The 24,316-nt window shown below is 66.4% G+C and carries 20 protein-coding genes; 5 read left to right on the top strand and 15 right to left on the bottom strand.

All coding sequences use genetic code 11. The features are described 5' to 3' along the window. The first annotated feature begins 3 nt into the window (after nt 1-3). From ACT3S3_RS08035 to ACT3S3_RS08020, 4 genes are read left to right on the top strand one after another with little or no spacing between them, the layout of a single operon-like run. Nucleotides 4-1,425 (top strand): hemolysin family protein, encoded by a 1,422-nt coding sequence (locus ACT3S3_RS08035; RefSeq protein ID WP_444614830.1) that lies wholly within the window; start codon nt 4-6, stop codon nt 1,423-1,425. Continuing rightward, complete coding sequence (locus ACT3S3_RS08030) at nt 1,418-2,479, top strand: hemolysin family protein (protein WP_301442618.1); 1,062 nt, start codon at nt 1,418-1,420, stop codon at nt 2,477-2,479. Before ACT3S3_RS08035 ends, ACT3S3_RS08030 begins: the two co-directional genes overlap by 8 nt. Beyond that, nucleotides 2,469-3,395 (top strand): 3-methyladenine DNA glycosylase, encoded by a 927-nt coding sequence (locus tag ACT3S3_RS08025; protein WP_301442617.1) that lies wholly within the window; start codon nt 2,469-2,471, stop codon nt 3,393-3,395. Before ACT3S3_RS08030 ends, ACT3S3_RS08025 begins: the two co-directional genes overlap by 11 nt. Before the next feature lie 2 nt (nt 3,396-3,397). Next, nucleotides 3,398-4,255 (top strand): hypothetical protein, encoded by an 858-nt coding sequence (locus ACT3S3_RS08020; protein ID WP_301442616.1) that lies wholly within the window; start codon nt 3,398-3,400, stop codon nt 4,253-4,255. Between the two features lie 9 nt (nt 4,256-4,264). Here ACT3S3_RS08020 and ACT3S3_RS08015 read toward each other — a convergent pair whose 3' ends face one another. From ACT3S3_RS08015 to secA2, 4 genes are all read right to left on the bottom strand, one after another. After that, entirely contained in the window at nt 4,265-4,876 is a 612-nt protein-coding gene (locus ACT3S3_RS08015) for a MerR family transcriptional regulator (protein WP_301442615.1), read from the bottom strand. A gap of 262 nt (nt 4,877-5,138) precedes the next feature. After that, nucleotides 5,139-5,879 (bottom strand): transcriptional regulator FtsR, encoded by a 741-nt coding sequence (gene ftsR / locus ACT3S3_RS08010; protein ID WP_301442614.1) that lies wholly within the window; start codon nt 5,877-5,879, stop codon nt 5,139-5,141. A 73-nt stretch (nt 5,880-5,952) separates the two neighbouring features. Then, nucleotides 5,953-6,387: an oxoglutarate dehydrogenase inhibitor Odhl gene (odhI, locus tag ACT3S3_RS08005; protein WP_075816070.1), complete on the bottom strand. Its 435-nt coding sequence runs from the start codon at nt 6,385-6,387 to the stop codon at nt 5,953-5,955. A 220-nt stretch (nt 6,388-6,607) separates the two neighbouring features. Then, nucleotides 6,608-9,025 (bottom strand): accessory Sec system translocase SecA2, encoded by a 2,418-nt coding sequence (secA2, locus tag ACT3S3_RS08000; RefSeq protein ID WP_301442623.1) that lies wholly within the window; start codon nt 9,023-9,025, stop codon nt 6,608-6,610. Nucleotides 9,026-9,161: 136 nt separating this feature from the next. Between secA2 and ACT3S3_RS07995 the strand changes: the two genes are divergently transcribed. Beyond that, nucleotides 9,162-9,467, top strand: a complete 306-nt coding sequence (locus tag ACT3S3_RS07995) for a hypothetical protein (RefSeq protein WP_441579486.1) — start codon at nt 9,162-9,164, stop codon at nt 9,465-9,467. A gap of 1,465 nt (nt 9,468-10,932) precedes the next feature. On the opposite strand, the gene ACT3S3_RS07990 is transcribed toward ACT3S3_RS07995, so the two are convergent. The 11 genes from ACT3S3_RS07990 to ACT3S3_RS07940 form a co-directional block, all read right to left on the bottom strand. Beyond that, on the bottom strand, nt 10,933-11,127 hold the full coding sequence (locus ACT3S3_RS07990; protein WP_444626664.1) for a hypothetical protein: 195 nt from the start codon (nt 11,125-11,127) through the stop codon (nt 10,933-10,935). Between the two features lie 92 nt (nt 11,128-11,219). Then, nucleotides 11,220-11,621, bottom strand: coding sequence for a hypothetical protein (locus ACT3S3_RS07985; protein ID WP_444626663.1), 402 nt, complete (start codon nt 11,619-11,621; stop codon nt 11,220-11,222). Nucleotides 11,622-11,671: 50 nt separating this feature from the next. Continuing rightward, nucleotides 11,672-12,130, bottom strand: coding sequence for a hypothetical protein (locus ACT3S3_RS07980; RefSeq protein WP_444626662.1), 459 nt, complete (start codon nt 12,128-12,130; stop codon nt 11,672-11,674). Between the two features lie 2 nt (nt 12,131-12,132). Then, the gene (locus tag ACT3S3_RS07975; RefSeq protein ID WP_444626660.1) at nt 12,133-13,377 is read right to left on the bottom strand and encodes a peptidoglycan DD-metalloendopeptidase family protein; all 1,245 of its coding nucleotides are present in this window, start codon (nt 13,375-13,377) and stop codon (nt 12,133-12,135) included. A gap of 39 nt (nt 13,378-13,416) precedes the next feature. Next, the gene (locus tag ACT3S3_RS07970) at nt 13,417-13,728 is read right to left on the bottom strand and encodes a hypothetical protein (RefSeq protein ID WP_444614847.1); all 312 of its coding nucleotides are present in this window, start codon (nt 13,726-13,728) and stop codon (nt 13,417-13,419) included. Continuing rightward, nucleotides 13,721-15,487 (bottom strand): hypothetical protein, encoded by a 1,767-nt coding sequence (locus ACT3S3_RS07965; protein WP_444626658.1) that lies wholly within the window; start codon nt 15,485-15,487, stop codon nt 13,721-13,723. The genes ACT3S3_RS07970 and ACT3S3_RS07965 overlap by 8 nt, the downstream gene beginning before the upstream one ends. Further along, the gene (locus tag ACT3S3_RS07960) at nt 15,484-16,275 is read right to left on the bottom strand and encodes a hypothetical protein (protein ID WP_444626657.1); all 792 of its coding nucleotides are present in this window, start codon (nt 16,273-16,275) and stop codon (nt 15,484-15,486) included. The genes ACT3S3_RS07965 and ACT3S3_RS07960 overlap by 4 nt, the downstream gene beginning before the upstream one ends. 1 nt (nt 16,276) lies before the next feature. Beyond that, nucleotides 16,277-16,804: a hypothetical protein gene (locus ACT3S3_RS07955; RefSeq protein ID WP_444626655.1), complete on the bottom strand. Its 528-nt coding sequence runs from the start codon at nt 16,802-16,804 to the stop codon at nt 16,277-16,279. Between the two features lie 20 nt (nt 16,805-16,824). After that, nucleotides 16,825-18,456 (bottom strand): Gp37-like protein, encoded by a 1,632-nt coding sequence (locus tag ACT3S3_RS07950; protein ID WP_444626653.1) that lies wholly within the window; start codon nt 18,454-18,456, stop codon nt 16,825-16,827. 1 nt (nt 18,457) lies between these two features. Then, nucleotides 18,458-19,243 carry a hypothetical protein gene (locus ACT3S3_RS07945; protein ID WP_444626651.1) on the bottom strand — a complete coding sequence of 262 codons (786 nt, stop codon included), beginning with the start codon at nt 19,241-19,243 and terminating at the stop codon, nt 18,458-18,460. A 13-nt stretch (nt 19,244-19,256) separates the two neighbouring features. Next, nucleotides 19,257-24,308, bottom strand: a complete 5,052-nt coding sequence (locus ACT3S3_RS07940) for a phage tail tape measure protein (RefSeq protein ID WP_444626649.1) — start codon at nt 24,306-24,308, stop codon at nt 19,257-19,259. Nucleotides 24,309-24,316 lie beyond the last annotated feature (8 nt).

The raw sequence follows: 24,316 nt of genomic DNA, 5'->3' as shown, positions 1-24,316 counted from the left end.
GGGATGGACATCCTGCTCAGCATCCTGGGGCTGGTCGGCTTCGTCCTGTTGACCGCCGGCACCGGGATCTTCGTGGCCGTGGAGTTCTCCACGACCAGCCTGGAGCGCTCGACGATCGAGGACGACATCGCCGAACGCGGCGACGCCGCCTCGCACATGGTCAAGAAGGCCCACAGCGGCCTGAGCTTCATGCTGTCCGGCACCCAGCTGGGCATCACGGTGACCACCCTGGCCACCGGCTACCTCGCCGAACCGATCCTGGCGAAGTTCTTCACCCCGGTGCTCGAACTCGTCGGGCTCGGCGCCTCCGCGTCGACCTCGGTGGCGCTGGTGCTGAGCCTGGTCATCGCCACGATCCTGTCGATGGTCTTCGGCGAGCTCGTGCCGAAGAACCTGGCGATCGCCAACCCGTTGCAGACCGCACGGCTGCTGACGCGGCCGGTGTGGATCTTCAACACCGTCTTCCACCGGTTCATCCAGCTGATGAACAACGCGGCGAACATGATCGTGCGACGTTTCGGCATCGAGCCCGCAGACGAGCTAGCCTCGGCCCGCTCCCCGCAGGAGCTCTCCGCCCTCGTGCGGCACTCCACCGGTGCGGAGGGCTTCGACCAGTCGAAGGTGCGCATCCTCGACCGTTCGCTGAAGTTCGGCGACACCAGCGCGGAGGACTTCATGACCCCGCGATCCACCGTGGACACCCTGGAGACCACCGACACCGCACTCGACCTCATCCGTGAGGCCCACGAGTCCGGTCACTCGCGCTTCCCGGTGGTCAACGGCGACCTGGACGAGACCATCGGTGTCGTCCACGTCAAGGACGCCCTGACCGTGCCGGCGGACGAACGGGCCACCACCACGGTGCGTGACCTGGCCCGCCGAGTTCCCACCGTGCCCACCAGCCTGGGCGGCGACGCCGTGCTCAACCTGGTGCGCTCGGCGGGCTCGCAACTCGTGCTCGTCGTCGACGAGTACGGCGGCACCGCCGGCATCGTGTCGATCGAGGACGTCGTCGAGGAGATCCTCGGCGAGGTCTGGGACGAGCACGACAACCGTGAGGACTCCGAGGTCCAGCGCAGCGGGCAGTTCTGGGACGTGTCCGGGCTGCTGCGTTGCGACGAGCTGGAGGACGCCTGCGGCTACATCGCCCCGGACGGCCCCTACGAGACCCTCGGCGGACTCATCATGACCACGCTGGGCCGCATCCCGGTCGAAGGCGACCGCGTCCTGCTGCCCCGGGGCGAACGCGACCTGATGGAACGCATGACCGACGGTAACCCGGTGCGCTGGGAGGCGACGGTGGAGTCCATGGACATCCGACGTGTCGACCGGGTGCATCTGCGCCCGGTGCCTGACAGCGGCGCAGATACCGGCACAGACACCGACAACACGGAATCCGCACAGGGAGGTGGTCAGGATGGGTGACCTCTGGGCCATCGCCTTCGCCGTGCTGTTGCTCGGCCTCAACGCCTTCTTCGTGGGCGTGGAGTTCTCGTTGATCTCCTCACGCCGCGACAGGCTGGAGAACATGATCGCCGCCGGCAACCGTCGGGCGGACAAGGTCCTCTACGCCACCGAGCACCTCACGATCATGCTCGCCGGTGCCCAGTTCGGCATCACCGTGGCCTCGGTGCTGCTCGGCAAGGTCGGCGAGCCCGCCATCGCGCACCTCATCGAGGCACCGTTCCACGCCGTGGGGCTGCCGGACAACCTGCTCCACCCGGTGGCGTTCGCGATCTCGCTGCTCATCGTCACGGTGCTGCACATCATCCTCGGTGAGATGGTGCCGAAGAACATCGCGCTGGCCGGCCCAGAGACGGTTGCCACGGTTCTGGTCTCCCCTCACCTGCTGTTCTGCCGTCTGGTGCACCCGGTGATGGTCTTCCTCAACTGGATCGCCCGGGTGACGTTGAAGATGGTCGGCGTGGAGCAGAAGGACGAGCTGGACGCCACGGTCTCGCCCTCGGAGCTCTCGCAGATGATCGCCGAGTCCCGCTCCGAGGGGCTCATCGGCCCGTCCGAGGCGACGCGCCTGTCCAAGGCGCTGAACTCCTCGAAGCGCACGCTCAGCGAGGTGATGATCCCGCTGTCGGACGTCGACACCATCGCCGTCGACGAGACCACCGGACGCATCACCGTCGGCCAGGTCGAAGAGGCGGTGTCGCGTACCGGCTACTCCCGCTTCCCCGTGACCGGGACGGACGACGGTTACCTCGGCTACATCCACGTCAAGGACGTTCTCGACAACCTGCTGGACGCCTCGACGGGCCCCGACCAGCTCGTCGACGAGCACGACATCCGCCCGCTGATCACGGTGGAGGGTGGCGTGAACTTCGACCACGCGATGAAGGAGCTGCGCCGCACGAGCTCGCACATGGCGCAGATCTCCGACGGCGGGGTCGTCGTCGGGGTGATCACCCTGGAGGACGTGATCGAGGAACTCGTGGGAACGGTGAGAGACTGGACCCATGACGACTGACACGCGAGACCTGACCGCCACGGTGCTCACCCCGCAGCAGTGGCGCGCACGCCAGGAACACCACCGCGCGACCGTCGACAAACTCACCGCCGGGCGTCGGGAACGCCGCTCCCGCGGTGAACGTCACCCGGTCTGGGACTTCATGTACACCTACTACCCGGTCACGCCGGGCAAGCTGGGCCGCTGGAACCCGGGCTTCGGCGTGTCACTGGTCGCCGACGGCGACGAGCGTCCCGGCACCGCCGGGACGCTGCGGGAGACGACCGCGCCGGACGGAACGGCGCTGTGGGAGCTGGACGCCGACGCCCTGATGGCCAAGCGCGGCACCAGCTTCACCTACATGCGCCGCCTGCTGGCATCCACGCTGGGGCGTCCGGCGCGGTTCAGCTGCTTCGGCATGCACGAGTGGGCGATGGTCTACCGGGACGCACCCCGTCACCCCGAGCCGCTGCGGCTCGGACGCGAGGCCACCGACGGGGTCGTGGAGGCCAATACGTTGCGGTGCACCCACATCGACGCCTTCCGCTTCTTCACCGAGGACGCCGTGCCGCGCAACACGCTGAACCCCACCCGTGAGACGCAGGCCGACATGGAGCAGCCGGGCTGTCTTCACGCCACGATGGACCTCTACAAGTGGGCCACGAAACTCGGGCCGCTCGTGCCCGGGGAGCTGTGGCTGGACACCTTCCGCCTGGCGTGCGACGTGCGCCGCACCGACATGGAGGCCAGCCCCTACGACCTTTCCGCCTGGGGTTTCACCCCGGTCGCGGTGGAGACGCCGGACGGACGGGCGGAGTACGTGCGCCGCCAGCGTGACTTCGCCGAGCGCGGCCAGGTGCTGCGCCGGGCGTTGGTGGATATCATCGACGACTTCTTCCGCTCCACGCAGCGGGCATCCCGAGGAAACGGAGACTGACCATGGCACGACACAGCGCAGCGCAGAGCCCGGTCCGGGTGGCCGGGTGGGTGTGGTTCGCCCTCGTGGCGGTGATCCTGGTCGTCGCGCTGGTCGTGGGGTGGTTCGTGTTGGCCTCCCGGCAGTCCTCCGACGAGGCCGAGGGCGCCTGCATCGACGGCGATCAGGAGCTCACCGTGTGGGCGGACCCGGCGGCCGAGGACGTGGCCCGGCAGCTGGTCGCCGACTACAACGACACCGAACCCGTGGTCCGGGACCGGTGTGTGACCGCGTCGGTGGAGGTACGCTCCACCGCCGAAGCCACGCTGGCCTACCGGGGTGGGCAGCCGGGTGTCGCCCCGGTGTGGATCCCCGCCGGCACCGGTTTCATCTCGGGGCTCTCCGGCGCGCCGAACGAGGTGCCTGTGGTGGGGTCGGACGACCTGGTGCACCGGGTCCCCGAGGGGGCCGACGCCGACGTGGCACGCGCCGTGCTGCCCACGGGTGCGGCGTCGATGGTCACCGCCCTCGCCGCGGAAGCGGCCGGCGTCCCCCTGGACATGGAGTCGGACGCCACGCTGGAGGCACTGCGGGCGGCGCCGGACGTTCAGGCCGCCGTGGACGAGAACCTGCCGGTGCTCTCCTCGGCGTCATTGCTCGGCGAGCAGGCTGGCGGAAACGATGCCACCGTCGGCGAGGTGCAGTTCCCGCTGGTGGCCTTCGGGTCCTCCCCTGCGGTGGACGAGAACCAGGCCCGGGCTGCGGCTGACTTCGCGGAGAAGGCCGATGCAGAAGGCACAGGGGAATCAGTTACAGCTGAGCCCGCGTCCCCCTGGCTGAGCAGGGTCGCGGGCGTGTTGGCGGATGTGCCTCTGGGCTGAGAGATCTGGCTAGGAGGACTTCTTCAGACGGCGGGCGGCCAGCTCGTCGGCGGGGTCGAAGGCGCCGTCGGGCTGAACGACGGGTTCGGCCGGCTCGGAGGGGAAGGCGGTGATCGTGCCGCTGAGTTCCTTCATCAGGCCCGGCACGGCGATGCCGAAGACTCCCTGTCCACCGGCCAGGAGGTCGATGACCTCCTCGGCGGAGCGGCACTCGTAGACGGTCTTGCCGTCGGAGACCAGGGTGATGCCGGCGAGGTCGTCCACGCCGAGGTTGCCGAGCTTGTCCACGGCACGGCGGATGTTCTGCAGGGAGATGCCGGTGTCGAGCAGGCCCTTGACGATCTTCAGCACGAGGATGTCGCGGAAGGAGTACAGGCGCTGGGAGCCGGAGCCGTGTGCGGTGCGGATCGACGGCTGCACCAGCTTGGTGCGTGCCCAGTAGTCGAGCTGGCGGTAGGTGATGCCGGCGACCTGGCAGGCGATGGTCACCCGGTAGCCGACCTCCTGGTCGGGACCCTCGACGTCGAACAGGGTGTCCTGCTGCGGTGCCGGGACAGCCTCGCCGGCGGGCGTCGTGCCCTGCTCGTGTCCGGACTCGCCCCGGGCGTCACTGCGCTCCATGCTGATTCTCCTCTGTTCGGCGTGTCTGCTTGCACACCTGTGATTCACTGCTCTCAAGATTAGACGGGATGGCCGTGGAGTCAACAGGTGAGCACGAAAACCTCACCCGGGGGATCCGCATCCCTGACCCTCAACCTGAGGTCGAGGGTAATGCTAACACGAGAATTCACCCGACACCCGTGTAACAACACGCGTGTCATGCACGGAAAAAACAGAGAACCCCCGGCCACGGTCCGTGGCCGGGGGCGTGGAGGAACCGGCGTCAGTGAGGCAGCTTCCCCTTGATCAGCGCCGCGTGCAGTGAGACGACCAGGGCGCTGACCTCCCGGCTGACCTCGGCGGAACGCTCCCGGGCGTTCTCGTCACGACCGTGCGCGACCGGCCCGGCGACCTGGTTGACCAGGTCCGCCTGCCGTTGCGCCTGGGTGACCAGTGTCTTGAGGTGCCGGTGGTCGATCCCGTACTCCCCCATCTTCGCCGCGATGCGCACCACGTCGACGTCGTCGACGGAGAAGAACCCCGCCGCGTCCGGCGTCAGCAGGGAGATCTTCACCAGCGAGGCGACGACCGAGTCCTCCACCCCCGCCCGCGAGGCGACGTCCGCCCGGGTCAGTCGTCGGACGGTCGCCTGACGGAACTGCTCGGGGGTGACCGTGCCGGCCACGGAACGACGCGAGTCCACCGGGGTGACCTTGCCCGAGTCCATCGCCTCGAGCTGCTCCTTGATGACCTTCAGCGGCAGGAAGCTGTCGCGCTGGTTGGCCAGGATGTAGCGCAGCCGCGAGATGTCCTCCGGGGAGAACCGCCGGTAACCAGACTTGCTGCGCTGCGGGGTCACCAGCCCCTCAGACTCCAGGAAACGGATCTTGGAGACCGTGACGTCCGGGAAGTCCGGCTGGAGCTGCTTGAGGACGTCCCCGATCGACGACGTGGGCAGAACCCGCCCGGCGGTGGGCCGGGACTCAGGCTGCGGCTGCCCGGCGGCTGCGGCGTTCGCTGACACAGTGCTCCTCACATCAGGTGCGGGTCCGGTGACGTGGTGTCGACAGGGGTGATACTACCGAAGAGGGTGGACCTCAGGCGTCCTTCGTGCCGTTGAGGAAGACCAGACGGAACTTGCCGATCTGGATCTCGTCGCCGTTGCTCAGCACGGCGGAGTTCTTCGGCTCGCGGTTGACGTAGGTGCCGTTGAGGCTTCCCACGTCGACCACCTCGTACTCCTCACCGTTGCGGCGGAACTCCGCGTGGCGACGGGAGACGGTCACGTCGTCGAGGAAGATGTCGCTGTCGGGGTGGCGGCCGGCCGCGGTCGTGTCCTGGTCGAGCAGGAACCGTGAACCGGCGTTCGGCCCACGCTTGACCACGAGGAGCGCAGAACCCGACGGGAGACCCTCCACACCTGCCGGTGCGGACTCGGACTGCGCACCGGTCTCCATCTCCTTGAGGAGGTCAGCACGGAAGACCGAGGTCGTCTCGACCGATGCTTCCGGGATCCCGGTGTTGTCGCTCATGTTTCAGTTCCTCCTGGAATCTGTTGCAGTGTGACCATGGCTCCGGCCGCAGGTCGCGGCTGGAGCCGATGAGAAGAGCAGACGGTACGCCTGCAAGCCTTTCCCACCATACTACCCGGCGGCCCCGCGAGACTACGGAAAGCCTCGCCGAAACCGGGTACCCCCACCGTGCGGCGGGGTCGTGCGGCTATCCGGAACCCTACCGGAAACCTGCCGGACCCTACCGGAACATCGCCGCGATCGAGCCGACCACGCTGCCTCCGGTGCTGGACAACGGGTTGTCGTTGACCATGTAGGTCCACGTCGCACTCGGCTTGTGCAGTCCCTGGCCGGCCAGGTCCACCCCCTCGGAGGTGATCTCGACCTCGCTGAAGGTCTCCCTCGCCTTGGCGACCGCGCGCTCGGCGAGTTCGCCGAAGGCGGCGATCGACATCCGGTGGAACTCGTCGATCGGGCTCTCGCGGGCGATGGCACGCAGGTGGATCGACTCACGGATGTCGTCCAGGTAGGCCAGGTGGTCGCTCCACTCCACGTCGAGGTGGTAAAGCATGATCTCCCGGGCCGCCTGTTCCAGCACCTCCTCGGGGATGCCCTCGGCCTGCAGGCGTCCGGCCTTCTCCACGTCGTGGTAGCTGAGGTCCTGCCAGGCGGTGTCGGTGTCGAGCACCTTGGCACGCCGGTCGTCGACGATCTCACGCTGGTCGTTGATCAGCTTGTTGTACTTCCACGTCGTGGCGTGGATGTCGAGCATCTGGCCCTCCGCCACGCGCTGGCAGTGGTCGATGAACTGCAGCACCTTGCGCTGTTCCAGGCGTCCGTCCTCGCCGGGCTCGGCGCGCAGCTCCTCACCGGCACCGCCGGTGTTGACCACGTCGTCCTCCAGGGAGACGAAGAACACCGAGGAGCCCGGGTCACCCTGACGCCCGGAACGCCCACGCAACTGGTTGTCCAGACGCTGGGAACGGAACCGCCCGATGCCGACGACGTGCAGGCCGCCGAGCTCCACGACGTGCTCGTGGTCGTCCTCGTCGCGTCCGCCGAGGCGGATGTCGGTGCCTCGGCCGGCCATCTGCGTGGACACGGTGACGTGCCCGGCGCGTCCGGCCTCGGCGACGATGCCGGCCTCCGCCTCGTGGTTCTTGGCGTTGAGCACGCGGCACTGCACGCCGCGTTCGGCCAGAGCCTCGGCCACGCTCTCGGACTCGGCGATGTCCTGGGTACCGACGAGGACGGGCTGACCGGTGCCCTGGACCTCCACGATGTGGTCCACGGCGGCGGCGTCGCGCTGCTCCTCGGTGGTGTAGACACGGTCGGCCTCGTCGAATCGACGGTTCGGCAGGTTGGGGTCGATGACGCTGACGGACAGCTCGTAGAACTGGCGCAGCTGGTCGCTGGCGGCCACCGCGGTACCGGTCATGCCGCACTTACGGGGGTAGAGCCCGAGCAGCGCCTGCACGGTGATCTGGTCGAGGATGCGCCCGCCGTCGGTGACCTGCAGGCCCTCCTTGGCCTCCACGGCGGCCTGCAGGCCGTCCGGCCACCGCTGCAGTTCGGCGACGCGGCCACGCGAGCCGTCGATGAGGGCGACCTTGCCGTCGCGCACGATGTAGTGCACGTCGCGGGTCAGCAGGTGCTGGGCGTGCAGCGCGACGTTGACCTGCGACAGCAGGGCACCCGCGTCCGCACCGTCCACCGCCTCCACAGCGTCCACAGCGTCTGCACCATCCGCGCCGTCCTCTGTATCCGCACCGTCCCCGGCATCCCCGGCGTCCCTGGCAGCACGGGCATCGTCACCGGCACCGTAGAGGGACTCGATCCCGAGGCCCTTCTCCACGAACCGCGCACCGGAGTCGCTGAGGAACACGTTGCGGCGGTCGCCGGAGACCGTGAAGTGCCGGTTCTCCTCCATACGGCGCACCAGGTCGGTGATCTGGCCGGTCGGGGCGGGCCCCGGCTCAGATCCGGCGAGCACGAGGGGCACCAGCGCCTCGTCGACCATCACCGAGTCCGCCTCGTCGATGACCGCCACGTCGGCCGGGGTACGCACCGCGTCCTCCCGGCGGGTGATCAGCTGGTCGCGCAGCACGTCGAAGCCCATCTCGTTGACCGCACCGAAGACCACGTCACGGGAGTAGACGTCGCGGCGCTCGTCGGCCCCGTACTCCTCGGCGATGGCGCCGTGGGTCAGGCCGAAGAAATCGAGCAGCGGGCCCATCCACTGCTCGTCGCGGCCGGCGAGGAAGGAGTTCACGGTGATCAGGTGCACCTTGCGCCCCTGCAGGCCGTAGCCCACCGCGGTCATCGCACCGGTGAGGGTCTTGCCCTCACCGGTGGCCATCTCCACCACGTCACCGACGAGCATGCGCAGGGTGCCCTGCAGCTGGACGTCGAACGGCCGCATGCCGATCGTGCGCTCGGCACCCTCCCGCATCGCCGCGAGCAGCAGCGGTGCGTCGTCCACCGAGGGGGTGTCTCCGGCGGTCACGCAGGACCGGGCGATCTCCACGACCTCGGCGTCGGTGGCGCCGGACAGTCGCTCCACGGCCTTCGCCGACTCGGACACGATCGTCTTCGACTTCTTCTGGTTCGCCGTCGCCGACGAACCCATGGCCTTCCAGAACCAGCCGAATCCGGCCATCCTCGCCTCCGCTTGCTGCATGTCTCAGGGGTCGTGCTTCGCACGCTGTCGGTTGCAAGGATAGTCGGCACGCGCCCGTGCGGCACACCACTGGGGCACTACTGCGGCATTACCGCGGGGCACTACTGTGGGCCGGGTGACTTCGAGAAGCGTGACCTCCGTCGACGTCGAGTTCCGCGGTGCCGACGTGGCAGGACGCCCCGTGCCCGTGATCACCGGCACCGTGGACCTGCCCGGCGACGCGCGCGGGCTGTCCCCGCAGGAGTTCCGTGAGGCCGGCGTCCCGGTCGCCCTGTTCGCCCACTGCTTCACCTGCAACGACTGGTCAGGATTGTCCACCAGTGGTTTTATCATCGATGCAGGTCAGAACGTTCCCGCCAGTCTCGCCAGTCGCGTCGAAATGGGGGTCTCGCGGGTCTCCTATGGGATGGATGCGGGATGAGCCCCTCCCCTCGCGCCGGGCACGGGCCGACCTGCGCGGGCCCCCGGACGCAAGTAAGACCCCCACCGTCGGGGGAGACGGTGGGGGCCGGCAGGGTCAAGTGTTCACCTATCTCCCGCACTGTTGAGCATAGTCGCCAAACGTCGGTCGCCAACCAAGAACGGTAAAAGTTGTCCCAACACAATGAGGAGTCCCCACCGTCGCGAAGTCGATGGGGGGCTGTCGGGGAGCTGCACATGGGAACTGTGAGGGGGTGCCCACGGCGCTCGACCCTGGCGGGGCGGCCCCGGTGGTCCCCGCCCCCACTGAGCGTACCGGGGGCCGGCGGAGGTGTCCCCGGATCGCAAAAAGCCCCCGCACCGAAGTGCGGGGGCTTTTGTCGCCAGAGGCGACGGGCTCTTAGTTGATGGAGCCGCGGACGAGCTCGATGGCCTGAGTGAAGAAACCGGAGATGGCGTCGACGATGTTTCCGATGATTTCCAGCATGGGGATACCTTTCGATAGAAGTACATGGTTGCAACGATGCTCATGCTCCGTTGCTTCACCGGCCCTTCCGATAAGGACCCTGAACTCGTTACGCTGCCGATAACATACGCCCCCAAAAAGGGGTGCCGATGCGTCGTCGTCGCAGGGCAAAAGGCATAAACGAAAACCGCGCACCACCCCACTGCGAGGAGTCGGTGCGCGGAGTCCCGAAAGGTCGATGCATGCTGGAGCATCTGCTGCGCGTGATCGATCCGTCCCCGAACACGCTCAACGTAACGCAATCCCAGGACAACCTACTCCGCACGGGCGCTAGTTCGGGGGATGGTGCAGGTTCTCGTGAGAATTCACCAGCAACGGCGACCATGACGCGTGACCCCCGATACCCCCTCGCGGCAGAGACCAATCGATCGCGAGGGGGCACCCAAGGAGCCAGGACAACACAATCCCGACGGGGCCGACGTTGGCGCCGACCCGTAACCGAGGATACAGGCCGAAAACTCACGGAACACAAAAAGACCCCCTCCAGGCCGAAGCCCGGAGGGGATCAGACACCGCCGAAGCGGTTGAGGCTACTAGGCCTAGCCGCGACCGATGGACCCGGCGACCTGGTCGATGGCCCCGGTGAAGAAAGTAGCAACGGCGTCGACGATGGTTCCAATGATTTCCAGCATGGTAATGCCTTTCGATAGAAGTATATGGCTGCAACGAGGCTCTTGCTCCGTTGCTTCACCGAGACTACCGCTGAGAAGCCTGAAGGTGTTACGTCGGGGATAATACACACCCCCAAAAAGGGGTCTTGCCTCCGTATTGTCGCTGGCCACGGTGAAAAAGAAAACCGCGCACCGTCCCACAGGAGGGAGTCGGTGCGCGGATCCTCGAAAAGGCCGATGCATGCTGGCGCATCTGCTGTACGTGGGTCATCACTCCCCGCACACTGATACCATAGCGCACTCCCAGGCAAAACTACTACCCACAGGGGCTAGTGAGCGGGGTGGTCAAGGTCCTCCCGCAACTCCGGCGGGATCGCCGGATGCTCGTCCGGGTGCACCTTGGAGAGAAGCTGCCGGATCAGGGCGAGCGCGGAGGTCTTCCAGATCTGCAGGCCTGACAGTTCGGTGCGCATCCCGTCCATCTCACGGCGCATATCGACCATGTCGGCGCGAAGCTGGCGCACCTCTGCCGACAGGGTCTTGTACCACTCAGGGCCCTGCTCGGCGGACTTGCCGCGCAGCTGGTAGATGGCCGTGGCGATGATGCCGATCAGGCTCAGGATGGAGCCGGCGAGGATGACGGCGTTTCCGTCGATGTCGATGGTGCTCCACCTCCCCTCTGGCTCAGCAGCACGTAGTACGCGGTGATGGTCAAGGCTGCCACCCCGTAGGTCAAGGCGGTGACGTAGCCGCCCCTGCTCTCCCCGGTGAGCCACGCCCCGAGATAGAGCACGGCCCACATCACGGGCAGGCCGACGATCAGGCCGACGCCGAGGCTCATCCACCGGCGTACCAGGGCGCACACCACGGCGATGGACCCGCCGGTGATCCAGACGATGGCCCACACCCACAGCGGGGCGAAGGCCTCGACGGTGGGTAGGCGGTCGGAGTCGCGCACGACGGCGGGCAGGTAGAAGAACCCGCGAGCCGCACTGGACAGTCCGATAAGGCCGAGCATCACCCACCCCGAGCACAAGGCGCGCACAGCCAGCGCGCAGGCGCCGCGCATCACTGGCCCCCGGGGTAGGTGCCGGGCCCGGCGGTGTCCGGCACCACGGTCTCTGCGTCGATGTCATGGCGGCCATAGGGCTGGTCATACACCGACCGGACGGCATCCTGCACCCGGTCCGGCAGCAGGTCCACCACCCCGGACACCGCGGACTGCACCTGCTCACCAATCTGAGCTTGCAGCGCCGCGATCTGTGCCTCCAGCTCGGCGCGTGCCCGTTGCGACACCTCCACGTCCGCATTCGTGGTCGTCGAGTCACTGCCGGGGTTGGTCTTCGCGGCAGCCATCCACGCGATCGCTGTGCCGAGCAACGGTGAGGCGGTGATGCTGTCGATCTGGCCTTCCTCGATCAGGCCGAAGCCGGCGAGGATGAGCAGCGCCAGGCCGACGATGGCGTAGCAGGCGCGGCGGATGAACCATCCCTGAGCCCACTTCGATTCACGCTTCTGTTCGCTCATGATTACTTCCCCTCGTTGATGATGGCACGGAGCTCGTCGGCGTGGGCGATGGCGAGCATCTGCGGCACGGTCGCCGACCCGTACTTCTGCAGGTTCTCGCGGCCCTTGGTGATGAGGTCTTCGATGCCCCAGCCGGTGAAGGTCGGTTCCCCGTCCTTGTGGCCAGATCCGGCGAGCTGCTCAAGCCCAAGGCGTGCGTAGTCAGTCACGGTGTTCTCCTTCGGTGGAGTCGTTGTGTGTGTCGATCCGCCCGGTGCACTGGCGCCTTTGAGCCATGCGGCGGGGTCTTCGTGGCGACCGCCGGTGCGGCCGGGCGATCCCCAGACCTCGAAGTGGAGGTGCGGGCCAGTGGTCTGGCCCTCGTTGCCGGAGACGCCGATCTGCTGGCCGGCCTTGACGGACTGCCCGCGGCGAACCTTGATTCCCGAGTGCTGGACGTGTCCGAAGATGAAGTCCTTGCCGACGCTGGATTGGCAGTCGAGCCAGATCCAGGAGCCGAAGCCGGAGACGGAGCCTTGGGCGCGGTCGGAGCCTTGGACGACGGTGCCGTCGGCGGGCGCGTAGATGGGTGTGCCGACGGGGGCTGCGAAGTCGAGGCCGTTGTGGTGGGTGCCCCAGCGGGGGCCGTAGCCGGAGGACACGGTGTAGGTGTCTGGCTTCATGGGGTGGAAGCGTGCCACGGGGGCGCCTCCTGACGGGAGTAGTCGGGTGCCGAGTGTTTTGCACCGGGCGAGGCGGGTTCGGCGGTCGGTGATGCCGTTGGTTCCGCCGTTGATGGCGCGGGTGACGCCGTCGAGGTTGTCGGCGTCGCACAGGCTGTTGAGCTGTGGACGTGCGACGGTCCAGTACCAGGAGGCGGCGAGGAACCCCCACTTCGGGTTGCTCCGCACGAGCTGTGGCTGGGCCTCGAAGTCGATGGTCGTGTGGCCCTGGGCATTGGCCCAGCGGGTGAAGGCGCGGAAGTTGTTCCGGCCGGTCAACTGGATTGGGCCGGACCCCTTGTAGCGGGGACCGTCACCAGGCTGCGTGTTCCCGAGGTCGGCGCGACCGTTGTACGCGGCACCGGAGGCGATCTCCTCCATGTACTGCAGGCCCACGCTCTCGTGGCCGATCTGCGCGCACCAGTGCGCAGCCCGCAGCGGCGTGTTGATGTTCGCCGCCCGCATGGCGTTCTCCATGCCAGGGAGCATCTCGGTGGCGCGGGCCAGGGGGCAGCCCATCGCGGTGGATAGTGTCTGTGCGTCCATTCGCCCTCCTTTGGGCAGAGAAAAAGCCCCTGTGCGGGGCTATGGGGTCGGATCGGGGAAGGCAGTGATCTTCCGGATCTCTGTCGTGGAACCAGTAACGGTGGTCGGCGAGGTAACGTGTCGACGCACCGCATAGCACCGCAGATTCCGGCCGGGCGTGGTGACCGACACGTCACCAATCGACACGCTGCCGCCCCCGTATCCGGTCTGCACGGCCTCAACAACGATCGCCCACTCACCATCCGGAAGGTCGACTGGCACGGACGTGGACGGCGTCGAGGGCGACAGATCCAGGGGCACGGTTGCCCCGCCGATCTTGCCGACCACGGGTCCGAGCGTGAGATCACTCATCACCGGTCACCTCCTCCACACTGTGCACGTCGCCACCATCGGTATCCCAGACGTTGTCGACCGGCAGCGCGGCCTCCGGTGGTGCCCACGGCACTACACCGTCCCACGGCCACAGCGCAGGACGCGCCCGCACCAAAGCCTCCAGGGCAGTCAGCCGGTCGACGACAGCGCGTAGACCACGGACCTGGTTGATCTCGTGCTCATGCTCCGTCGGATACCGCGGATCAGACAGACGCTCATCATTGCCCCGCACGTAGCCGGACATGACCTCATCCCACCACGGCAGGTCCTCCCTGGCGTGCTGATGGGAGGGCATAACCTGCACCACCAGGCTCGCGGTACACACCGCGTCGAGGTCCTCCTGCGTCCACGTCGCAGCCACCGCCACGGCCTCATGCCGCGACAAGTCCACGACCACCGTGGCAGACCGGTGAGTCTCCGGAGCGCCCTCCGGCAAGGTGACGATCGTCGACGCCGTGCCGTCCGACCGACGACCTCGCAAAGCCAGAGACGATCCACCACACCAGTCGACAGTCACCGTCACCCGATCCAGCCACAGTGGTGGGGTCAGCCACTCACCGTCGAAATCCCACCCGGTGGGTGTCGTCGCCGGGTCAGCGACCGCATTACCCCACCCCGGGCCCGGTGGCACAACCTGCACCGACGCGCCCGGCGCCGCCAGCGACAGGGCAGGCACACGCGGATCATCACCCGACCCAGCCAAGTCACCCGTCATCTGGATCAGACCCCGCGTCGACTCCGACGCGGCCGGCAGATCACCAGTGGCGATGTCCTCCGCCTGGGCCGCCGCCTCACGCGCAGCATCCCGGTACCCACGCCCCTCCGTCGCCGCCGACCGGGCATTGCCCGCAGCCGCCTCCGCCGCGACCTTGTGACCCTCGGTGATGCCCGTGGCCTCCGAGACAGCATCACGCACCGTCTGCCCCGCGGTGTCAGCGTGCTGCCCGGCGCGGGTCTCGTGCCCGGCGGCGTTGTCCTCCGACGTCTTCGCGTTCTCCTCGGAGGTCGCTGTGGCCTGACGGTGACCGTCCGCGGCCGTCGAGTGCTCGCCAGCGGTGTCTGCGTGCCCCTTCGCCCGGGACTCGTGCCCAGCCGAGTTCGTCTCGGAGGTCTTGGCGTTCCCCTCGGACATGGCCGCGTTGGCCTCGGATGTAGCGGACGCGCCCGCACTACTCGCCGAGTCGCTAGCCTCACCCGCCGACCGGTCCGCCTCCTGCTCAGAACGAGTTGCCTGCCGGGTGGCCTCCTCCTGATGCGCCAACGCATCTGCCTCGGACTGCACCGCTGTGGCTTCCGCCTCAAGCACACGCTCGGCGGACCCCACCCGATCGGCAGCACGCTCGGACCGATCCGCTTCCCCCTCGGACCGGTCAGCCTGCGCCCGGGACTCCCGTGCGGCAGCCTCCGCACGAGACACCACAATCGGCTCCCACTCGACCTGCTCACCGATAAGGTCCGCCAGATTCCAGCGCTGATCGTCGTCCGGGATGCCGATCTCCCACTGCTGGCCATGAGACACCCCTCCCTCCAGGCGGACGATCACGGGCCCCGGGTCCAGCTCCTCCGTCTCGAAGTGCCCACCAGAGTCCTCCATCTCGATGCGGGCCAGCTCCACCAGCGTCAACGCGGAGCTGTTCATCGCGGGGCGGGCCTGCGTAGCGGAGATCACCACCGCCGTGCCCTGCTGATCAAACGGGGCGCCCTGCACATCCCGCAGGTCACCATACAAAACAGTCATCCCTGCTTCGCCTCCTCTTCAGTCTCGTTGGGCACGACCTCGTCACCCTTGTTCTCCACATCCGTGGAGTGCCTAATCGCGGCCATCATGCTGTAGCGGTAGCCCCCGTCCCACCAGCGCCATGCGCCGGTCCACGTCTCCACGTCGACAGTGCAGCCCGGCTCATCGATCACGACCGGGAAAATCGACAGCAAGGATGATGCTCCCTTCGAGTTGATGATGCCGGTGTCTGACATCGTGGAGGCATCATCAGTGACCGTGTGGTACACCGTGCCGTCCGGCCGGCGGATACGCACCGTCTGCTGGATCATCGCGTTGCCGCCGTAGCCGGTACCCCTCGCCCGGTTCTTCACCATCACCAGCCACGCACCCACACCGTCGAGGACAAGCCGACCCTGATCGTCGATGTAGGTGTTCTTCGCCGGACCGAGTTGCTTGTCGAACGGCATACGGCGAACATTTCCGCCAATGAGGCCCCACTCGGCGTTGATGTTGCGCGACATGTACGCGAAGCCGTACCCAGGTAGGCCGAACAGCAAGTTGATTGAGTTCTCCAGCCCCTCCTGGCCGTTGCGGATCTCGACGGCGGCCTCCTCGACCGGGGCGAACGGGCCACCGGTGACAATCCCCGACAGGGCATTCATGATCGCCCCGCCGATACCACCGACGGTGTCCTGCATCGACCCGGCCAGCCCCGCGCCCAAATCATCCCCAGCCCTACCAAGGGCACTGATGTCCTGAGGCGACCCGTCCCAGCCAGGCTCGTAATGGTCGGGGGAAACACCCATGTCAGTCCTCCTCGTCCAGCGCAGCGCGCAACGCGGCCCGCTGCTCCGGTGACAAGCTCTTCACGTCGACCGTCTGGGGCGTGATCGGCTCCCGGTCCTCCAGCGCCCCGATCCACCGTCCGTCCTGATGTGGTGAGCCCTGACCCCCGAGCGAGTCGTACTTCAGCTGCGGGCCCAGACGCACCGTCCACCTCCACTGCCCCGTGCCCAGCGTCCCAACCATCCGGCCAGTCCTCGGGTCCAAGCTGATACCCGGCGGTAGCTGCTCCGACCATGCCGCGGCGTACTCCGCCCCCGGCACGACCTCGTCGACCTCGCGGTCGTCTTTCCAGTCACGGAAATACTCCACCGACGTGGGCTCCACGTCGTGCAGCTTCACCCCGACCATGTCGAACAGGAACGTGGCAAGCTCATTCATCATCTCCGGGGTGAACTTCATCCCCATCGGATGGAGGAACAACTGCGCCATCGGGTGGTACCCCTCGGGTGCGGGGTGCTCAAACATGAACCGCATCTGCTGATTCGTCACAGTGACATTCCTCCTGAGGGCTACGGTATGGCCGTTTTCACCCGATCAATGGCCGACGACAGGGTTTTCACGCTCCGCTCGAGTGAACGTTCCGGCGATTCACGGAGTCGGGGATCACCCAGCCCGAGGGAGACGTCGTCACCGTCCGGGGTGACGGACACATCCCACTCGGCGACGTAGGTGGCGAAGACGATGCCGTGACTGATGACGCCCGCCTGGTCTCCGGCAAGGTAGTCGCGCCCGAGGACGTATGGCTGACCATCCCCCACGGTGAACTCGGTGCCGACACTCCCCTGTGTGGACTGCAGGCCGGTGAATCCCGCCTGCAAACTCGACAGGCTGAAGCCGTCGCCCGGAGTCACTATCCCGCGGTAGCGGTACGGTCCATGCGCCACCGCCCGGGCCGAACTGCTGTACTGCGCCCAGGCGAACAGCTTGTCCTTGAGCAACTCCCCCTGGACGTGCCCGATGAAAGCGCCCGCAGCGACAGCGAGCGGGGCCAGTGGCGGAAAGAGCATGCCGACACCGGCTCCGATCCCCTGCCACAGAGCGTTCGACCCGGCGGCGATCAGGCTGTTCACGATCTGCGGGGAGCGCCCGCCGACGATCACGTGGGAGTCGGTCGACTTCCGGACGATCAGTCGGTGCTCAGTGCCGTGCATATGGTCGGCTGACCACACGCACCACGCGTGCGGGTTCTCACCGTCGAACCACGAGTCATCGAGGACCAGGGCCTTAGTGGTCTGGTCGCCCGAGATCGTCGCCCGGATACCGCGAATGATATCCGTCGGCTTACCCGTCGACGACGAGTCGAAGGCTCGGGGTTTGACGTCGATCCAGATAGTCGGCTTCGTCAGCGTGACGTGCGACGGTGCGGGCTGCTCGTCACCGGGCAGCCAAAGGTCAAGGGTGACCAGCAGCCCCGCCGCGTCGAGGGTGGACTCGAACGTCTCGCCGGCCATGTTGAACCGCGAGTCGAGCACCGTCCACTCGGTGGTCAGGGACTCGTGGATCGGATTGACCATGATCGGCCAGTCCTCCTCGCGGATCCTCGACCACGTCGACGGTGACCACATGTCCCACAGCGCCAGTAGCGACGACTGGAATTCGCGGGCGAGATTCGCCTGCATGAATTCCTTGACGACCCGGAGGCTGTCACCGAAGCGAATATCGGCATACTTCAGCTGCGCGAGCAACGGAGACCCCGGAGAAGCCCAGAGAGGCAGGTGATTCAGATGCTCGAAAAGGCCCTCGCCGAGGACAGTCACCGACGACACCGTGTCGGTCTGGATCAGCTCCAACTCCGCCAGACGGTACGTCACCCGGTAGTACGGAGTCTCCACGATGATCCAGAACCACTGCGAGAGCAGCGCATTCGGGTCCGTGGCACCGTCACCGTCCGCCATGAGCAGCGTCGGCACCGACGGATGATCCCCCGGCAGGGTCAGGTCCACTGCTCCGGCCGCATTGGCCTTGTCACCGTACGACCCCTGCAGGAATCCCGACAGAGAGCACACCGGCACCATGTGATTGTCCGCCAGCCAGATCGTCCGGGCACCGAGTGCATGCTCGGCCCGGCGCGCAGCCTGCCACGACTCCCAGTCAAAATCGGCAGCCTGCAGAATCTCCGTGTCGGACAGGACGTCCACCATGTCACCACCTCCACATGTGCGAATGCCGTGAGGTCAGCCGACCCACACAGCCGTCGAATCTCCACCGCGCTGTCGAGTGAGCATCCACCGGGGCCGGGAAAAGACGACCCCGCATCCCGCGCCACAGGTCGGGGGCATCCACCCCGTCGACCGTCACGCGAGACGCGAAAGCCGGGTCGGTCTCCAGCACCGCCGTGCGCCCACCGGTATCCGGCAACGCGACCTCCCCGATGCTCGGCGCGGTGACCGAGGCATTTGCCCCGGACCACTGCACGACAGGCCATGCCGGAAGGTCGCCGGCGTTGGCGAGGGTGGAGTCACCGTGGTGAGACACCGTCTCCCCATGCCAGCACCCCTGATACGACGTCACATCGAAATCAACATCCAGCCACGGCAGACGAATAGAATCCGGCGACTGCTCCAGATCAGGCTCCACCGACGTCCGAACAATCGGACACGTCAACGTCCCCCGACCCCGATGCGTCACCCTAAGAATCGACTCCGCCAACGGGGTCACCCCACGCATCAGCAGGGAGAATGTCTCCATCAGGTCGTCGGTCTCCTCACGGTGCAGACGCAGCGACCATGAGGCCTCCATCTGCTCCGTCTTCCACGACACCGGCGACACTCCGACCTGCGAGGTGGTCTGCCGGGCGGTCACCTGGATTGGTGACGCCAGGCCCACCGGGCCCATCAGCACCGCCCCCTTACGCCCCGGTGCGGCGTCAGACAGTGCCCACTGGATCCCCCACCTGTCAGTGAGGGATATCTGCATCGGCTCCGCCACCAGCCACCACCTCCTAGGTCAGCAAGCGCACGCCCGCATCTACTGCGCGACGTGCGGTTTTCATCTTCCGGATGTCCTTCTCGTTGACCTCCACGCGGCCCTCGACAGTGTCGACCCGCTTCTCGAGGATCTGCTGCCCGTCGAGGTTGATCACCAGCGTGATCTCGCCCGCACCGGGCTGACCGTCCTCGGGTGACGGGGCGTCGACCTCGGGGGCGGCGATCACCGGAGCGGACACGTCCGGGGTGGACATGTCGGCCACGTGGGACAGCTCGTCGGCGGCGTCCTTCATGGAGTCCGAGGAGTCCACGAAGTTTTCCATCGCGTCGTCTGTGAAGACGTGCTCCGGGGAATCGGTGAGGTTCACCGCGAGGGCTCCGGGCGGCAGGGTGCCGCCGGAGTCGTACAAGCCGGCGTCCGCGACGAGTGTCTCGGCGCGGCCCATCTTCGTGGCGTACCGATCCGGGAAAGCACTGACCTGCACGCCCTGAGCAACTGCCCCGGGGTCCATCGACTGCCAGTTCGGGAACTTCCGAAGCATCTCGTCGAAGAACATCCCCGCACTGTCGTAGGGGTCCATGCGCTGGGCGACGGTGCCCCACGCCCCGTTGTCACGCTGCTGGAACAGGCCAACACTGTCGTGGTCAGACCCGACGGCGTCGTGCGGGAAGTTCAGCGACTCCGGCACAGCGTGGTTGGCCCACATCTGCAGCGGATCGCCAGCCTCCACCAGAGCGGTGGCGACGCCGATCTTCGCACCGGACGCGGGCAGTCCGTGGTCCTGGGCCGACTGCACGATGCCGTAGACATACCCCTCGGGGCCGCCCTCTGGCTTCTTGTGCCGGTCAGGATCGATGGTGTCCAGGTCCTCGACGAGGGGCTTCGACTGGCCTGTCACTGCAGCAGCCGGATTCGCCATGAAATCGTCCGGCATCTCAGCGGTGACCGAGACATCGTCCGAGGTCGGGGTGGACACGTCCTCCATGACCACACCAGCGCCCGAGACCTCGGCCGCCGTCGTGTCCGTGGCCTCCGTATCCGTCGCCGGGGATCCCGTGTCGCCGTCCTGGTCCTTGCTGTACCAGTCCGGCAGCGGCGCCAGCTCATTCGCCGGGGTGGTCAGCAGCTTCTTCGTCAGGCTATCGCCCATCCCGAAGAAGTCGAAGACCGCGTCAACGCCGTGCTCGAGTGCGGACTTGTCGCCCATCTCCTCAGCGAAGACGTGCTGGGCGACTTGGGTGCCGCCCCGCACAGCCTGCTGCGGGGTGGACCCGCCCTCGGTCGGGTTCCGCAGGATCTTCTCCGCCTCCGCGACGGGTGAGTACCCGACACCGAAGTTGTCGATCATGGCCTTGATGGCCTCGACCTGCTCCCAGTTCAGCACGGCCTCTGGCCGGCCGGTCTCATTCCGGACAATGGACAGCCCATTCGGGATCCAACCGCCCTGGTCACGGAACAGTCCGCTGACCTTGTCACCGACCCATCCCGCACCGCTCTTACCCCACTCGAAGACCATCGAGCCCATCTCCTTGGCAGCGTCGTAGGTCTTCCCCACGAGATTGCCCAGATCCTCGATCCTGTCGAAGACGAAGTCGACGATCTTGTCCTTAGACGAGGACATCGCCTTCGGCGGTATCCCCAGCCACTCCGGCGGAGGCTCACCAATCGCAGAAGCGAACATGTCCTTGATCGGGTTCAACATCTCCTCGAAGATGCCCTTGACCTTGTCCCGGAGGAATCCCTTCTTCTGCTCCGGAGAGGGGCCACCCGCAGCCTCGAAATCGCCATCAGCGCCGATCGCGAGATGGTACTGCGAGTTGAACTGCCCGTCATCCGCGCCAGCAGCGTCAGACGCGCCGTACTTCACGCGAGAGTTCGCGCCACCGGACTCGACGTTGACCGCCGAGTACTTTCCCGCAGCTGACAGGGTGCCGGCCGTGTGACCGTTCTGCCCACCGGATGCCGGTCCACCGGACATACCGATCGACATGCCCTGCCCCAGGCCAGCGACCCACGGCTGCCCCGCGGCGTCGACCGTCTGCCCCTGCCCTGCGGGGAATGCGACAGTGGTCCAGTGTGCGCCAGAGTCGCCGTTGAGGATCACCCCGGCGAGCGCGGACATGTAGCCGGAGCAGTCCGCGCCTGCGGGGAACTGGTTACCCGCGAGGTACGGCTTGCCATCCTGCTGCTTTGCCCACTCGTGACCACGTGCGACCTTGTCCTCCCACGCGGGACGGACCTCACCGCCGTCTTTGTAGGCCGGCAGCAGGGGCCCGTTGTCCGAGGGGTTCCGCTCATCGCGGTACACCTGGCCGTCCTTCATGGTGAAGTTCTCGCCGGACGCCAGGAGGTCACGCATGGCATAGACCGCCCCGTGCCCACCTGCGCGGCGGACCTCATCGGCGGTGAGCATATGCTCCCCATTGGAGCCCCACATCAGCACATCATCCGACGTGCCGGTGCCGGGGCCGGAGATCCGACCACCAGTCGCATGCTCCGGAATCTTCGAGAGTGGGTCCGCCTCATTCAGCCCCGGAATGAATCCAGCGATGGTATTCCACGCCTTCAAAATTCCGTCGTTGTAGACGGTGCCGATCATGAAGTTGATCGGCTTAGCGAGGATGCCGCGCAGCTTCTCCCACACGCCCTTGATGCCGTCAACGACGGTGCCGAAGAAATCCCGGACCTTCTGCAGCCCCGTCTTCAGCGCGTCGAACGCGGGAGAAATGACATTGTCGTAGATAGCCCGGATGCCACTACCCATGTCATCCCACCGGTCACTGATCCAACCAAGCACCGGAGATACGACGTTGTCCCACAATGCCTGCAGCGCATTACCGACAGCATCCCACGCAGGCTTGATGATGTTGTTCCACGCCGCCTGGATCGCGTTCGAGAGGTTATCCCAACCCTGCTTGATGAAATCGAAGACGGGCTTCAGCACCGTATTCCACAGCCAATTCGCCGCCGCAGATACGGCATCCCACGCGGGCTTGATGATCGAATTCCACGCCCACTGAATAGCCGTGGACAGTGCCTCCCATGCGGTACTGATAAATCCGAATATGGGCTGCAGCACTGAGTTCCACAACCACGATATAACCGTGCTAATGGTGTCCCATGCACGCTTGATGACATTCTCCCAGTACCACTGTATCCCCGTGGAAAGAACCTCCCACGCGGACCCAATGAAACCGAAGATCGGCTGCAGGACACTCTCCCAAAGCCAAGATGCGCCGGTCTTAATCCCGTCCCAGACCGACGAAATAACATCGCCCATCCACTGGAAAACCGGGGTGAACGTGTCTTTAAGCCATGTCCACGCTGTCGACAGGACATCCATGAAGCCCTGCCAGATTTTCTGCCCCGTCTCCGTCTTCGTGAAGAACCACGTCAGGCCAGCGACCAGACCAGCAATCGCGGTGACGATCAGGCCGATCACATTCGCCTTCATCGCCGCATTCATCGCCTTGATGCCGCCCGTTGACAGGGCCGTCGCAGTAGCAAACGTCTTCTGCCCGAGCGTGATTGCCGCGACAGCGCCACGCCACGTGACGAACGCCGCGGCAGCAATTCCAACCGCAGTCGCCAGCCCCTTGACCAGGCCCTGATTATCCTCAACCCAGCCGATGAAATCCTCGAGCTTCTGTGCCCCGGACTCAAGAGCCGGGATCAGCGCATCGACCAGCTTCGTCGCAATCGGCTGTAGAGCCGTCTCGCCCTTCTGCTTGAGCAGCTGGAAAGACTCGCCCATCGTCCGGGTCTCCTCGGACACCCCGAGGATCGTGTCTGTCGTAGCTCCTGTCGCCGCCATGAAATCATCGACCGACAGGGTGCCGCTCTTCACCGCATCCACGAACTGTGCGGCACCACGGGTGCCGAACAGATCCGTCGCCAGATTCATCGCAGCAGCCTCATCACCGGACTCGATGAAGCTGTCGATCTCGGTGATCGTCTCCTTCAGCGCCTCCGGAGCATCCCGGCCCTCGTCGGCAAAGGTGGACATCGCCCGCGAGAGACGCTGCAGCGTGCCGTCGGCATCCAGGCCGGCCTTGTCCATCTGTCCGACCAGAGCCGCGGAATCCTGCATCGTGAAGCCGAATCCTCGGAGCTGGGGCCCCGCCTTTGCTGCACTGTTCGCCAGATCGGTGACGGTCAGCCCGGTGGCCTGCGACACCTGGAACAGCTCATCGAGCGCGTCCGGCATGTCCGCAGCTTCGATGCCGAAGCCGTTCATCGCCTGCGACACGGCGTTGATATCCGCGTCGACGCCCATGTTCGATAGGGCGACCATCTGCCCGGTCATCGTCTCCAGCGGCTCGTCCGTCAGTCCCAGGCGGGTATTGAGGTCTGCGAGGGTCTCGGAGATCTGCGACATGCCGCCATCCATCGCAGGGACGGTGTCCATCACGCTCAGCGCAGAGTCCTTCAGTCCCTCAAACGCCTCGCCGGTGGCACCAGTACCCGTACGGATCGTGCGGAACGCCTCATCGAAATCCGTGCCAAGCTTCACCAGAGCGCCAGCCGCCCCCAAAGCCATGCCGCCGATAGCCAGCGCCGCGCCATCCAGAGCCTTGCTGAACTTCTTCGACTGCTCCTCAGCCGCAGCCATCGACTTCGAGGACTCATCCACCGCAGAGGTGGACTCCTTCTGCGCCTTCGCCAGCTCGCCCTGAGCGGTCTCCAGATCAGCAGACGCCTTCTCCGCAGCACCATCAGCACGAGCCTGGTCGCGACGTGCCTTCTCCAGATCATTCGTCGCCTTGACGATCTGGGAGGACTTCGCGTCGCCCTTGTCCATGATCTCAGCAAGCTTCGTCTCCGCCAGCCGAGTCTTATCCGCCGCATCCGCAGCCTTATCCCTGGCGGCGACCTGCTTCTTCGACGCGGACTCGACAGCCTTCGACGCCTTGTCGACACCATCCTGCATCGACTTGGCGATAGCCCCGGACGACTTCTTCGCTGCCTTCTCCGACGGGCCCACCAGGGCCTTGTTCAGCTGCCCGGTCACCCCCTTCAGCGAGACAGTGACCGGCAGGACAGCATATCCAGACGCCTCAGCCATCGAGCACC

This window comes from Corynebacterium sp. AOP40-4SA-5 (assembly GCF_052377355.1).
Lineage (GTDB): Bacteria > Actinomycetota > Actinomycetes > Mycobacteriales > Mycobacteriaceae > Corynebacterium.
This window is presented reverse-complemented; position numbering and strand designations above follow the sequence as displayed.